Consider the following 13,561-nt stretch of genomic DNA (forward strand, 5'->3'; position numbering starts at 1 on the left):
CGGGCCATCATGGCATCCACGAGCAGCGCGTCAATCATGCCCCAGCGTCTCTATCGATTTGTTCTGGTTTTCGCGCTCACGGTTTTGGCGCTGCTGCCGCTCACTGCCTCGGCCCAGCAACTGGCTCCGGCATCCGCCGGGCTGATCGCCGATCAGCAGACGGTCTTGCAGCAGATCACGGCCAAGACCGACGATCTGGAAAAGAAAACCCAGCAAAACAGCCAGGACGATGCTGTGCTGGTGGAAATTCGGCTGCAATTGGAGGGACTGTCGCAGCGTGCGCTGGAAAGCGCCTTGGCTTTTCGCTCGCGCACCGCCGAAATCAACAAGCGGCTCAATGCGCTCGGCCCTGCGCCAGCTGCGGATCAACCCGCAGAAGCCGACACCGTCGCCAGTGAGCGTAATGCGCTGACGGCTGAAAAGGCCGAAATCAATGCCGTGATCAAGACGGCGCAGGCCCTGTCGATCAGGATCAACGGATTGCTGGAACAGATTTCCACGACCCGCAGCAATCTGTTCCGAAGCCTGCTGACCAAGCGCTACACGCTTGCCGATACGTTCAGCGGCAAGGTTTTTGACGACGCCAAAACCGATGCCTCCCGCTTTTACGGGGCGATTTCGTCGTGGCTGGTCTTTGCCTTCAAGTTCAAGTTGCAAGCCGTGCTAGCCGCGACCCTGATGGCGCTTGGCCTGGCGACGGTGATGCTGGTTGGCGGGCGTCGCGTGTTCGGCCGCTTGCTGTCGGCTCCCTCGGCCGAACAGGATCCGTCCTATCTCAGCAAGCTTTCCATGGCGTTCTGGTCGACGTTATTGCCAACGGCCGCGCTTGTGGTTTTTCTAGCGTCCGCCATCTTCTTCTTTAATTTCTACAATGTCTTGCGGGGCGACATTGGAGTCTTTTTGAACGCGCTCGCGGCGGTTGTCGCTATCGTGTTCTGCGTCAACAGGCTCGCCAATGCAGCGCTTTCGCCAAATCTTCCGAACTGGCGGTTGATACCGGTGGAATCCACGCCCGCTCGCTGGCTAGTGCGGCTGGCCACGGCGATGGCGCTGGTCATCGGCATCAACGGCTTCCTTTCTATCGTCAACGAGCAGATCAGATCGCCACTGTCGCTGACGATCGCCCGCAGCTTCCTTGCGACCGTCGTTTTTGGCGTGATCCTGATCCTGATGGCGTTGGTGCGCCCGTTTCGGTCCCACGAGGGGGTGTGGAAACCGTGGCCGGCATGGTTGCGCTACAGCGCTCTCGCCATCGGCCTGTTTACGATCGGCGCGGCGTTGCTCGGCTATATCGGGCTTGCGATTTTCGTTTCGTTGCAGGTGGTCGTGACGGGAACGATCCTGCTGACCGCCTATATCGGCTTTCTTTCGGCCCGCGCGCTCGGCGCGGAGGGCGGTTTCGGTCAATCTTCCATCGGCCGCTGGCTGACCGAGAAGGGAAAGGTCGAGGAAACCACGCTCGATCAACTGGGGCTTGCCGTCAGCATCGCGCTGAACCTGATGATCGTCGTCGTGTTCCTACCGCTGATCCTCTTGATGTGGGGATTTCGACCGGGCGATATTCAGGCGTGGAGCTACAAGCTGGCCACTGGCCTGACCATCGGCTCGGCCACCATCTCCGTCACGGGTATTCTCAGCGGCATCGTCGTTTTCGTCATCGGTTATTTCCTGACGCGCTGGTTCCAGGGGTGGCTGGACGGATCGGTGATGGCGCGGGGCAAGGTCGATACCGGCGTGCGCAATTCAATCCGGCTGGCCGTCGGCTATGCGGGCGTGGCGATTGCCGCACTTGTCGGGATTTCAGCGGCGGGCATCGACCTGTCCAACCTCGCTTTGGTGGCGGGCGCGCTTTCGCTTGGTATCGGCTTTGGCCTGCAGAACGTCGTCTCCAACTTTGTCTCCGGCCTTATCCTCCTGGCCGAACGACCTTTCAAGGTAGGTGACTGGATCGTCGCCGGCGACGTGTCGGGCACGGTCAAGAAGATCAGCGTTCGCGCGACCGAGATCGAGACATTCCAGCGCCAGTCGGTGATCCTTCCCAACTCCAACCTTATCAACAACGCGGTCGGCAACTGGACCCATCGCAACAAACTGGGCCGGACCGAGATCAAGGTCGGGGTTGCCTATGGCTCGGATGTCAGGCGCGTGCATGAGCTGCTGCTTGAAATCGCGCGTGGGCATCCGCTGGTGCTGAAGAACCCCGAGCCGTTCGTCTCGTTTTCCAATTTTGGGACGGCGGCGCTGGAGTTTGAAATTCGTGTGTTTCTCGCCGACATCACGAACGGCAGCGGGGTCCAGAACGATATCCGTTTTGCCATTGTGGAGATTTTTGCGCAGGAAGGCATAGAGATTCCATCGACGCCAAGAGCGGTCGTTGAGGGCAAGCATCTCGATCCGTGGCCCGGCGACGACGACAAGTCGGAAATGGAGGCCGCCGAGTCGGAGAAGGCGAAAGCCGAGGCCGAGCGGCTAACTCCCGGTCGCAAGCGCAATCGCCGCAAGCCGGACCCCGCCTGATCGGCGGCTTTACGTCCTTCCGGCTTTAATTGTGGCCAGTTTCCAATTGTGGCATGAATGCGGCATTCAGTTGCCGTTCAGCTTCCATCATCTATAAGCTGCGATATGAAAGGCGAAAATGCCTTGTGAATTGCAACAGAGGCGGTGGAAACACCGGGAACGCCATGCGGAAATTTTTCCTCGTAGCCAGCGCTCTTCTTTCTTCAGTTGCCTGTGCCAATGCGGCCAGTGCCGTCAACAACGATACCGAAACACACACGCTCGTGGTGACCGAGGGCGGCAGCCGGTCGGAACTGGCCCTGGCCGGCGGCGAAACCGTCGATTTTTGCCCTAAGGGCTGCTTCGTTACCTTGCCCAACGGCGACCTGACCCCGCTGACGGGTTCGGAAACCGTTGAGATTTCTGGCGGTGTTGCCCACATTAAGTAACGCTTGAGCGCATTCTCGGGATATTTTCCCGGCTTTTTACCGTTCGTCATAAGCCTTGCTTAACGATGGCGCGGAAAATACCGTCCGCTGCCCTGCTTATACCCTGCATTTAACCTTCGGTTGCCTGTTCGCAGCTAGGTTTCTTGCCACCGCACCGCAAGTTGGTGCCGGCGAAGGCAGGGCAGGGGCGAATGGACGCGCGGCCAGACAGGAACGCAGCACCGCTTGTAGTCGATCTCGATGGCACGTTGATTGCCACGGATTTGCTGTGGGAAGGGCTGTTTGCCCTGCTCAAGAAAAACCCGCTCTATATTTTTCTAGTTCCGTTCTGGCTTGCCCGTGGCCCAGCCCATCTGAAGCTGGCCATTGCCAGCCGGATCGAGATCGATGCGGCGAACTTGCCCTATCGCGCCGACCTGCTGGCGCGGCTGCAAGCGGATCATGCCGCCGGGCGCAGGATAGTCCTGGCCACCGGCACGCCGCGAAAATTCGCCGACGCGATTGCCCTTCATCTGGGGATTTTCGATGCGGTTCTGGCGACCGACGGCCCCGACAATCTGACCTCGACCAGAAAACGCGCGGCGCTGGTGGCAGCCTATGGTGATGGCGGCTTCGACTATGCCGGCAACAGCCGCCACGACGTTGCCGTGTTCGACGCGGCCCGCGCAGCACTCGTCGTTGCGCCGGATCGCCAGGCGGCGCGCTGGCAGGCCGAGCACGGAAGCGAGATCATGCCGGCGCCGAAGGTGACGTTGAAAACCGTCTGCAAGATGCTGCGCGTGCATCAATGGACGAAGAACGTGCTGATTGCCGTGCCGATGGTGCTGAGCCATGAATATTTGAACCCGGCGCTGATCCTGCAATGCGTGCTGGCGTTCGTTTCGTTCAGTGCAGTCGCGTCCGCCATCTATATCGTCAACGATTTTTTCGACCTGGCGCTCGATCGGCAGCATCCGACCAAGCGCAATCGCCCCTTTGCCAGCGGTGCGCTGTCGATCCCGTTCGGCCTTGCCGCGGCTGGCGTGCTACTGTTCGTCGGCGTCAGTGCAGGCCTGCTCGTGTCGTGGCCGTTCATGGGCGTTCTTGCCGGTTACATCGTCATCACCACGGCTTATTCGCTGGCGCTCAAGCGCATGCTTCTGATCGACGTGCTGACGCTTGCCGGCCTCTACACAGTGCGGGTGATTGCGGGCGCGGCCGCCACGGGGGTTGGCGTGTCGTTCTGGCTGCTGGCGTTCTCGATGTTCTTCTTCCTGTCGCTGGCGCTGGTGAAACGGTATGTGGAACTGGGCTCGCCGAGCCTGACACCGGGCGAACGCATCGCCGGGCGCGGTTACCGCTGCGAGGACCGCGACGTCGTCGCACAGGCGGGCATGGCGTCGGCGTTTTCGTCCGCGCTGGTGCTGGCGCTCTACATGAACAGCGAGGCGGTGCGCGAACTCTATCCGCATCCGTGGATGGTGTGGCCGCTGGCGCCCATCGTGCTCTACATGACGATACGCGTGTGGATTCTTGCCCGGCGCGGAGAAATGCACGACGATCCGGTCGTCTTCATCATCAGCGACTGGCGCAGCCAGATCGTCGTGTTGATCGGGGCCGTGCTGCTGGTCGCCGGAGGCTGGGGATGAGGCCCGACGCCTATTCGAGCTTCGGGCTTGCAACGCCGCCCGCGTCGAAATCCATCGGCGCTACCGAGGCCATCGCGCTGCTGAAAAGCGAAAAGGCGGCAAACGCCTCGCTGCTGGCCTATGGAAACGGCCGCTCCTACGGCGATTCCTGCCAGAACTATGGTGGTGCGGTGGTGGACATGCGGCCGTTCAACTGTATTCGTTCCTTCGATGTGGAAAGCGGCGTGATCGAGGCGGATGCCGGCGCTCTGCTGGCGGACATCATCGCCTACGCCGCGCCGCACGGGTTCTTCCCGGCGGTCGTGCCGGGCACGCAGTTCGTGACGCTTGGCGGTGCCATCGCCAACGATATTCATGGCAAGAACCACCATCGGCGCGGCACGTTCGGCTGTCATGTCGAGGCGCTGACGCTGCTTCGGTCGGACGGCCACGAATACCGTTGCTCGGCCACCAGCAATCCAAACCTGTTTGCGGCGACCATCGGCGGCATGGGGCTTACGGGCCTCGTCCTGTCCGCATCGATCCGGCTGATGCAGGTGGCATCACTGGATGTCGTCGAGAAGGTGACGCCATTCGGCAGTCTGGCTGGGTTCTTCGAGCTTGCCGGCATGGCCGATCAGTCGAATGAATACGCGGTTGCCTGGATCGACCAACTGGCACGCGGCAGCCATCGCGGGCGCGGACTGATGTTCACCGGCAACCATTCCGAGCACGGTTCGCATATTGCAACACGCCCCGGAGGCCGTTTGTCGGTGCCGTTCCAGCCGCCCTTCACCGTGCTCAATCGCCCGTTTCTTAGCGCCTTCAACGTGGCCTATCGCTGGAAGAAGGGCCGCTCGCCCGTACCGCGCCAAGCAGGCTATCAGGGCTTTTTCTTTCCGCTTGATGGCGTGCGTGACTGGAACCGCTTCTATGGACCGAACGGGCTCTACCAGCATCAAAGCGTGGTGCCCGAAAATGCGGCCCGCGACGCCGTTCCGGCGCTGCTCGAGGCAGCGGAACGGGCAGGGCAGGGTTCGTTCCTTACCGTGCTGAAGCGTTTCGGGGGCATCCGCTCGCCCGGCCTGCTGTCCTTCCCGCGCGCCGGCTATACGCTGACGCTGGATTTCCCCAACCGGGGCGGGGTAACGCTCAAGCTGCTCGACGAACTCGACAGGATTACCGTCGAGGCGGGCGGCGCGGTCAATCCTTACAAGGATGCGCGCATGAGCGCTGAAACCTTTGGCGCTTCGTTTCCGGCGTGGGAGCGGTTGGAGGCACTGCGTGACCCCGCATTTCTTTCGGCCTTCTGGGCGCGGACGGCAGGGCAACTGGCGTCGCGGCGGAACGAGATGGCGGTGGCTGCGGAATGACCGTCAATCTGAACCCCGTCCGACCGGAGTAGCTCAAAGTCTTTCTACCGGATTCACGGAATGTTTCTCGACCCATGATAGCGATGCTCGACAGGCGGGGAGACAACAATGAAATATATCGTCTTTATCCTTTTCACGGTCATGACCAATGCGGCGGCGCAATTAATGCTCAAGCAGGGCATGATGACACTCGGGCCGATTTCGTTCGAGGGAACCAACCCGTTCGTCAAAGTGCTGCAGATCGTGTTCAGCCCGTGGGTGTTCCTGGGCCTGTGCACCTTCGTCATTTCTATGGCGTCGCATCTTTATGTGCTGTCGAAAGTCGAGCTTTCGTTCGCCTATCCGTTTCTCAGCCTCGCCTATGTCGCGGTCGCGGTGTTCGCCTATTTCATCTTCCGCGAGGATCTGAACGGCTGGCGTATCGCCGGCATCGCCTTCATTTGCGTGGGAACCGTGCTGATCGCCCAGAGCGGCCGAGAGCATGGGGCGCAGGCGGCATCGCTTTCCCCTGACACCAACATTACCCGCGAGATCGTTCGATGAGACATGTTATCTTTGGCGGTGACGGCTTTGTCGGTCATCACCTTGCTCCCAAGCTGATAGCCGATGGTGAGGAGGTGATCGTCGCCGACATCGTCAAGAGCAAGTTTCCGCATTACCGCTCCGTGCGCCATGTCCATTGCGACGTCACCGATCCGGCTTCGGTTGCCGCGGTGGGGCTCAAGGCCGACGACATGGTCTATAATCTGTCGGCCAAGATGCTGTCGCCGATCCAGGTCCGGGCCAAGCGCCACGAATTCTTCTTTCCGGTGAATTTTCATGGCACCGAGCACATCATCCAGGCCATGGACAAGGTGGGTGCGCAAAAGCTCGTCCATTTTACCACGGACATGATCTACGGCCATACCTTCACCTATCCGATGACGGAGGAGCATCCGGTCGCGCCGCTTGGCGAATATGGCTGGTCGAAGCAGAAGACCGAAGAACTGGCGGCCGAATGGCGCAAGCGCGGCATGGCGATTTCGCTGTTTCGCCCGCGCCTCATCATCGGTCCCGGCCGGCTCGGCATCCTCGAAAAGCTGTTCAAGCTGATCGACTGGAATTTGCCGGTACCGATGATCGGGTCGGGCAAAAATCCGTACCAGTTCATTTCCGTGTTCGATTGCGCCGAAGCCTGTCGCGCGGCATGGAAGGCCGGGGTGCCGAACGAGGCGTATAATCTCGGTTCGCTCAATCCGCCGCCGGTCCGGAAATTGCTCGGTGACCTTATTCGCCACGCCGGGTCGAAATCGCTCCTCATCCCGACGCCCGGCTGGGCGGTCAAGCGCACGCTCGACCTGCTCGATGCCATGAACATGCCGATCATGGACCCGGAGCAATATCTGATCGCCGACGAGAAATGCGTGCTCGACGTCTCCAAGGCCGAGCGGCAGCTCGGCTGGGTGCCGCAGCATCGCGACGAGGACATGCTGATCGCGGCCTATAGCGAATACCGTGAAAAGAAGAGTGGACACGCGGTTGCGACCGCTCACGTGCCTGCGGAGTAGGGAAGAAAAAATGACCGTCATGACCCGGCCTGAACAGAAAACCGCCCGCGCCGTTGCGAATGCGCCCGCCCTTTCACCTGCGATGACGCCCAAGCCCGCCCTGATCGGCGTCGAGCAGGCCAAGGCGATGGACGTTGCGCGGATGACCGACCTGTTCAAGGCGCATATCAATCCCGGTCAGCTGCACTTCATGAAATTGCTGGGCTTCCACAAGATCAAGATCGAGCGTGCCGAAGGCATGTTCTATTTCGACCAGAACGGGCGCAAGATTCTCGATTTCTTTGGTGGGTTCGGCTCGCTGGCCTTCGGCCACAACCATCCGCGTATTCTGGAGGCGCGGAAGAAATTCCAGGAAGAAAAGCGGCAGGAAATCGCCATCGCCTTCATGTCGCAATATGCGGCGGCGCTCGCTCATAATCTTGCGGCTTGCTCGCCCGGCGATCTCGATATGGTGTTTTTAGGCTCGTCCGGCTCGGAAGCCATGGAAGCGGCAGTAAAGCTCGCCGAGCGCGCGGCGGGGCCGAAGCGGCCCAAGATCGCCTATGCCGAGAATTCCTTTCACGGCAAGACCAAGGGCGTTCTGGCAATCACCGACGGCTCTCTCTATCGCGGCGAGTTCGCGCTTACCGATAATGTGGTGAAGGTGCCGTTTGCCGATATCGCGGCAGTCGAGCGCGCTTTCCGCTCCGATCCGGAGATCGGCTCGATCGTGCTTGAAACCATTCAGGGCGGTGGCGGCATTATCCAGGCGCCGGCCGAATACTGGCAGAAGCTTCGCGCGCTGTGCGACCAGTATGGCGTGCTGTGGGTGGCCGACGAGGTACAGTGCGGCTATGGGCGCTCGGGCCGCTTCTACGCGTTCGAGCATTTCGGCGTCGTGCCCGACATCACAGCGCTCGCCAAATCGCTTGGCGGCGGCAAGGCGGCTGTCGGCGCCATGATCGCGCGGCGCGAGGTCTATATGAAGGCCTATGGCACGCCGAAGACCGCGATGATCCATGCGCAGGCGACGTTCGGCGGCATGGGCGAGGCCTGCGTCACCGCCATAGAAGGCTTGAACGTCCTGTACGACGAAGGCCTGATCGACAACGCCGCCTCGACCGGCGACTATTTGCTGACGCGGCTGCAGGCGTTGCAGGAAAAATATCCGAAGATCATCAAGGACGTTCGCGGCCAGGGTTTTATGATCGGGCTGGAATTCCACGATTTCTCGCAGACCCTACCGATGGTGCTGCGGCCCATCGTCAGCGTACTCGACGACAAGCTCAAGGGATCGCTGTCCGGTTTCGTCGGCGCGCTGCTGTTGCGCGACTACGACGTGCTGGTCGCCTTCACCGAATATAATCGCAATGTTATCCGGCTAGAGCCGCCGCTGATCTGCCGGCGCGAGCATGTCGATCAATTCATCGAGGCTTTGGACAGTCTGCTGTCGCGCGGCATCGTTGCGATCGTCAAGGATTTCGTGAAAAGCCAGATGCGATAAGCTTCTCGCCACGGCAGGCAGGAAAAGCCGGGTTCGCCCGGCTTTTTTATTGGCTGGCCGAGACTGGGCCGAGTGCCGCCTCGAATTTCGGATTGATGAAGGCGTCGTAGCACGCATCCAGCTTGATGCGGCGATGCTTGGCCAGGCCTTGCTGGTACATCTCGTAGAGCATCGCATTGGCCGTGGTTGGCGGGCAGGTTGGATACAGCACTAGATCCGTATTTGCGACGGCGTTTTCTTCCAGCGAGCCGGGCGTCGGCACCGCGCGCGTCGGGTCAGCGCCGATCGCGACATAGAGCGGTGCCGACCGATCCATCAGCCACGGAAACGGGTTGACGAAATTCAGCGACATGATGGTGTCGAAGTGGATGCCGGCTTTGGCCTCCAGCGCCCGGATCGAATCGATGGCGGTGTCGACGGTGCTCAAATACGTGATCTGGAAGTCGAAATCGGAATAGAGCACCGGAGTGGGCAATTCCTGCGCCGCGACCATGCTTTCATAAGCGCCGCGAAGTTTCGGGTACAGACGCAGCATGTCTTCGGTTCGCCGCGCGACTTCGGGGCGCATGTCGACGGCACCAAGCGTCTTCAGGTTGCGCTGTTCCAGCGGTTCATTCTTGATCGCGCCGATATAGGTGCGCGCCGCGCGCTCGATGACACGCTCGGCCGGCGGCAGCGCCGTTGCAGCGACGAGCCCCATGATCGAGAGTACCAATACCGGGCGGCCAGCCAATTCTCCCGTCTTGAGAAAGACCGACAAAAGCACCGGCCACAGGAAGATGAACGCCTGACTGCCGGTATTTTGAGATTCGAATAAAATGCCCGCGAAGATGACGACAAGCAGCCTGATACCATCGTGCGAGAGGAGGGCGATCAACGCATCGAAGCGCGATACCGGGCTGCCAGCGGCAAAACCGGCTGCCCAATTTTGCCGGTCCGACCAGAGAAGCAGGAGGGCCAGGCTGCCCGCCGCCGCCACCGTGCCGAAGTTCAGGGACGTGGCTTGCAGAAAACGCGGCAGCAACGTTCCGCTGTTCATGGCGACAAGGCTCAAGATGTCGAAAACATACTGGCTGACCATTCCGTCTTTAAGTTCGATGGCCGCAAGGACGACGATGAAAGCCAACGCGCACAGGATGGCGTGTTTCAACGTCACCCTTCCCGAAACCAGCGCATAGGCGGCAATGATGCCGCCGGCGACGAAGCCGGTGATCTTCAGGAAGAACAGGACGGTCATGGTGGCGACGACAAGGGCCGTCAGCAGGCGGCGGTCGCGTACGAAAAACAACGCGGCAACCAGGATGTAGAGTATCTGACAGGCCTGGCGGTTATAGATGCCGAACGCGTCGGAACCCGGAAAGGGGTAGAATTCCCGCGTATTGAAGGGCAGCAGCGCAAAAATCAGGAATGGCACCAGAAGCGCAAAGGCCGTTCCACGCGAGCGCTGGTCCACGTGCCAGACGACGAGCCCCATCAGCGGTGCCGTCACGGCCAGCAGCGACCAGTGCGCAAGCAGCACCGGCTGCCCGTTCGGGAAGATCGCGAGCCAGCCCGCGAAGAGATAATAGCCGAGCGGGCCGACAGGTGTGAAAAAGTCGATGATCGGGACCTGGCCGTCGAAGATCCGGTTGGCGGCGTCGTAGTAAATGAAGACGTCCCAATACATCGGCCCGATCGGCAGGACGAGCGGCAGCGCTAGCAGGATGCAGACGAAGGAAAATGCGGCCAGAAGCAGCGCCAGCGGCGATTTGGACAGGCTGGACAAGCGAGAGGGGCCGGCTGCTTCAGGCTTTTCGAATGTCGAACTCATAGCGGTTTCGCGGATCGCATCGGAAGTGGAATGCAGAACATCCCTCCGATTATCAGCAAAAGCCGATGATTTCGTTAAGTCGGTGCGGGGGAAGGTTAAGCGGCCTTACAGGGTCCAAGTCGCGCCGCATATCCAGCGTGTCGCAAACAAGCTTTAATCGCGTCGCGGCGCTCTGTAGTGTGCGCGAAATCCCACCTCGGAGTAGCAGAAAATGGCAGAGTTTCCGGCAAAGGCGAAGGTCGTCATTATCGGTCTGGGCGGTATCGTGGGGGCATCGATCGCCCATCACCTGATCGAACGCGGATGGGACGATATCGTCGGCATCGACAAGTCCGGAATCCCGACCGATATCGGCTCGACGGCGCATGCTTCCGATTTCTGCTATGCCACCAGCCATGACCTCCTGTCCTGCTGGACGACGCATTACTCCATCGAATTTTTCGACAAGATGGGCCATTACGCGCGTGTCGGCGGCCTTGAGGTCGCGCGCGTCGGCGACGATGCGCGTATGGACGAAATCAAGCGCAAAGTCGCATCTGGCAAAGCGTTCGGCACACGCGCGCGCCTGATCGAGCCGGCCGAGATCAAGGAGAAATTTCCGCTGATCGAAGAGGACATGGTGCAGGGCGGGCTGTGGGACCCGGACGCCGGCCTCGTCATTCCGCGCTCGCAGACGGTTGCCGGCAAGCTGGTCGACCTGGGGGAGGCGTCGGGCAAGCTTACGGCCTTCGCCAATACGTCAGCCAAGTCACTGATCATCGAAAACGGCCGCATCAAGGGTGTGGTGACGACGCGCGGCACCATCATGGCCGACCATGTGGTGGTTTGTGCCGGCATCTGGGGCCGGCTGATCGCCGAAATGGCCGGCGAGGATCTGCCTGTCATGCCGATCGACCATCCGCTGACCTTCTTCGGGCCGTACAATGAATTTGCCGGCACCGGCAAGGAGATCGGTTGGCCGCTGCTGCGCGACCAGGGCAACTCGGCCTATATGCGCGACACCGGCGACCCCAAGACCGCCGAGGGCGGGCAGATCGAGTGGGGCTATTACGAGGAAACCAACCCGCGCCTTTGCCACCCGCGCGACATTCTGGAGAAGGATCAGGCGCGCCTGTCGCCGTCGCAGCGCGACCTCGACATGGAACAGATCATGACGCCGCTGGAGCGCGCCATGGAACTGACGCCGATCCTGGGCGAGCTGGGCTATAATGAGAGCCATTCCTTCAACGGCCTGTTGCAGGTGACAAGCGATGGCGGCCCATCCATGGGCGAGAGTCAGAAGGTCCGGGGGCTTTGGTATGCCGTCGGCATCTGGGTCAAGGACGGTCCCGGCATGGGCAAGCTCATCGCCGACTGGATGACGGACGGCCGCACGCCCATCGACCATCACGCCATCGATTTTGCGCGCTTCAACCCGCACCAGATGACCGAGCAGCACATCTGGGACCGCTGCACGGAAACCGCCATGAAGGTTTACAACCCGGCGGTGCATCCGCGCGAACCCTTTTCCAAGGGCCGCGACATCCGCCGCTCGCCCTTCTACGAGCGCGAGAAGGAACTCGGCGGCTATTTCATGGAACTGGGCGGCTGGGAGCGCGCCCACGGCTATGCCGCCAACGAGCATCTGCTTGAAAAATACGGCAACCGCGTGCCGGTGCGCGAAAACGAATGGGACAACCGACATTTTTGGCGCGTCTCCAACGCCGAGCATCTCGCCCTGAGCGAGGATTGCGGCATCATCAACCTGTCGCATTTCGCGATCGTCGACGTCGAAGGGCCGGACCATGTGGCGCTGATGGAATGGCTGTGCGCGGCCAAGATCGGCGGCGACAACATGATCGGCAAGGGCATCTACACCCACTTCCTCGACGAGGAAGGCATGGTGCGCGCCGATTTGACCGTGATCCGCATGGCGGATCGTTGCCGGGTCATCGACGGCGCGGACGCGGGCCCGCGCGATTTCCACTACATCCGCCGGGCGGCGGCCGACAGGGGCTTCGACGTTACGGTTACTGACGTGACTGAAAAATACATCACCATCGGCATATGGGGGCCGAACGCCCGCCAGACATTGCAGAAGGTCGTAGAAAATCCCGAAGGCCTGTCGCTGGAGAATTTCCCGTTTGCCGCGATCAAGCCGGTCCGTATAGGCGGCAAGGACGTCACCGCTTTCCGCCTCTCTTATGTCGGCGAGCAGGGCTGGGAACTGCACATGCGCTACGAGGACGGTTTGGCCGTCTGGGACGCGTTGCGCTCGACCGGCGTCATGGCCGTCGGCGTCGAGACCTACGCCAACAGCCGCCGCATGGAGAAAAGCCTGCGCCTCCAGAACGCCGATTTGTTGACCGAATACAATCTCTACGAGGCCGATCTTGCCCGACCGAAGGTCAAGGAAGCCGATTTTTGCGGCAAGGCGAAGCATCTGGAATATCGAGCCCGCGAGCACCAGCCTACCATGCTCTGCACCCTGGTCATGACCGACAATGTCGATGCCAAGGGTGTCGCGCGCTACCCGGTCGGCATCATGCCGGTCATGGACCCGGCAACGGGCGAGACATTGGTGGATGAACTCGGCCGCCCGTCGTACACGAGTTCTGTCGCCTACGGCCCGACCGTCGGCAAGAACATAGCGCTGGCTTACCTACCCTGGGCTTACTGCCAGGAAGGCAAGAAGCTGACGGTCGAATATTTTGGCGAGACCTATCCGGTCGAGGTTGCCGGCGTCGGCTACAAGCCGCTCTACGACCCGGAGAATCTAAAGCCGCGAAGCTGATATCGGCAGCGGTACGGCCCGGC

General features: G+C 60.9%; 9 protein-coding genes. 8 read left to right on the forward strand and 1 reads right to left on the reverse strand.

The genetic code is table 11. From position 1 onward, the window contains the following. Nucleotides 1–36 precede the first annotated feature (36 nt). The 7 genes from ACX3P0_RS02085 to ACX3P0_RS02115 all read left to right on the forward strand — a co-directional run bounded on the left by ACX3P0_RS02085 (nucleotide 37) and on the right by ACX3P0_RS02115 (nucleotide 8,955). Entirely contained in the window at nucleotides 37–2,517 is a 2,481-nt protein-coding gene (locus tag ACX3P0_RS02085; RefSeq protein ID WP_459086205.1) for a mechanosensitive ion channel domain-containing protein, read from the forward strand. Nucleotides 2,518–2,681: 164 nt separating this feature from the next. After that, on the forward strand, nucleotides 2,682–2,945 hold the full coding sequence (locus ACX3P0_RS02090; RefSeq protein ID WP_459086207.1) for a hypothetical protein: 264 nt from the start codon (nucleotides 2,682–2,684) through the stop codon (nucleotides 2,943–2,945). 191 nt (nucleotides 2,946–3,136) lie between these two features. Further along, nucleotides 3,137–4,573 carry a UbiA family prenyltransferase gene (locus ACX3P0_RS02095; RefSeq protein ID WP_459086209.1) on the forward strand — a complete coding sequence of 479 codons (1,437 nt, stop codon included), beginning with the start codon at nucleotides 3,137–3,139 and terminating at the stop codon, nucleotides 4,571–4,573. After that, entirely contained in the window at nucleotides 4,570–5,925 is a 1,356-nt protein-coding gene (locus tag ACX3P0_RS02100) for an FAD-binding oxidoreductase (protein ID WP_459086210.1), read from the forward strand. Before ACX3P0_RS02095 ends, ACX3P0_RS02100 begins: the two co-directional genes overlap by 4 nt. A gap of 108 nt (nucleotides 5,926–6,033) precedes the next feature. Then, on the forward strand, nucleotides 6,034–6,468 hold the full coding sequence (locus ACX3P0_RS02105) for an EamA family transporter (protein ID WP_459078440.1): 435 nt from the start codon (nucleotides 6,034–6,036) through the stop codon (nucleotides 6,466–6,468). Continuing rightward, nucleotides 6,465–7,472, forward strand: a complete 1,008-nt coding sequence (locus ACX3P0_RS02110) for an NAD-dependent epimerase/dehydratase family protein (protein WP_459086212.1) — start codon at nucleotides 6,465–6,467, stop codon at nucleotides 7,470–7,472. Before ACX3P0_RS02105 ends, ACX3P0_RS02110 begins: the two co-directional genes overlap by 4 nt. Nucleotides 7,473–7,554: 82 nt before the next feature. Then, nucleotides 7,555–8,955, forward strand: a complete 1,401-nt coding sequence (locus tag ACX3P0_RS02115) for an aspartate aminotransferase family protein (protein ID WP_459086850.1) — start codon at nucleotides 7,555–7,557, stop codon at nucleotides 8,953–8,955. A 46-nt stretch (nucleotides 8,956–9,001) separates the two neighbouring features. Here ACX3P0_RS02115 and ACX3P0_RS02120 read toward each other — a convergent pair whose 3' ends face one another. Continuing rightward, nucleotides 9,002–10,765 (reverse strand): hypothetical protein, encoded by a 1,764-nt coding sequence (locus ACX3P0_RS02120; protein ID WP_459086213.1) that lies wholly within the window; start codon nucleotides 10,763–10,765, stop codon nucleotides 9,002–9,004. 211 nt (nucleotides 10,766–10,976) lie between these two features. On the opposite strand from ACX3P0_RS02120, the gene ACX3P0_RS02125 reads away from it, so the two are divergent. Further along, on the forward strand, nucleotides 10,977–13,538 hold the full coding sequence (locus ACX3P0_RS02125) for a GcvT family protein (protein ID WP_459086215.1): 2,562 nt from the start codon (nucleotides 10,977–10,979) through the stop codon (nucleotides 13,536–13,538). The last annotated feature ends 23 nt before the right edge of the window (nucleotides 13,539–13,561 follow it).

This window comes from Mesorhizobium sp. A556 (assembly GCF_054489545.1).

What these genes read in the sequence shown, in the direction of transcription:
- ACX3P0_RS02110 (WP_459086212.1), top strand. Translation starts at nt 6,465, where the DNA reads ATGAGACATGTTATCTTTGGCGGTGACGGCTTTGTCGGTCATCACCTT.
- ACX3P0_RS02120 (WP_459086213.1), bottom strand. Translation starts at nt 10,765, where the DNA reads ATGAGTTCGACATTCGAAAAGCCTGAAGCAGCCGGCCCCTCTCGCTTG.
- ACX3P0_RS02115 (WP_459086850.1), top strand. Translation starts at nt 7,555, where the DNA reads ATGACGCCCAAGCCCGCCCTGATCGGCGTCGAGCAGGCCAAGGCGATG.
- ACX3P0_RS02100 (WP_459086210.1), top strand. Translation starts at nt 4,570, where the DNA reads ATGAGGCCCGACGCCTATTCGAGCTTCGGGCTTGCAACGCCGCCCGCG.
- ACX3P0_RS02125 (WP_459086215.1), top strand. Translation starts at nt 10,977, where the DNA reads ATGGCAGAGTTTCCGGCAAAGGCGAAGGTCGTCATTATCGGTCTGGGC.
- ACX3P0_RS02095 (WP_459086209.1), top strand. Translation starts at nt 3,137, where the DNA reads ATGGACGCGCGGCCAGACAGGAACGCAGCACCGCTTGTAGTCGATCTC.
- ACX3P0_RS02090 (WP_459086207.1), top strand. Translation starts at nt 2,682, where the DNA reads ATGCGGAAATTTTTCCTCGTAGCCAGCGCTCTTCTTTCTTCAGTTGCC.
- ACX3P0_RS02085 (WP_459086205.1), top strand. Translation starts at nt 37, where the DNA reads ATGCCCCAGCGTCTCTATCGATTTGTTCTGGTTTTCGCGCTCACGGTT.
- ACX3P0_RS02105 (WP_459078440.1), top strand. Translation starts at nt 6,034, where the DNA reads ATGAAATATATCGTCTTTATCCTTTTCACGGTCATGACCAATGCGGCG.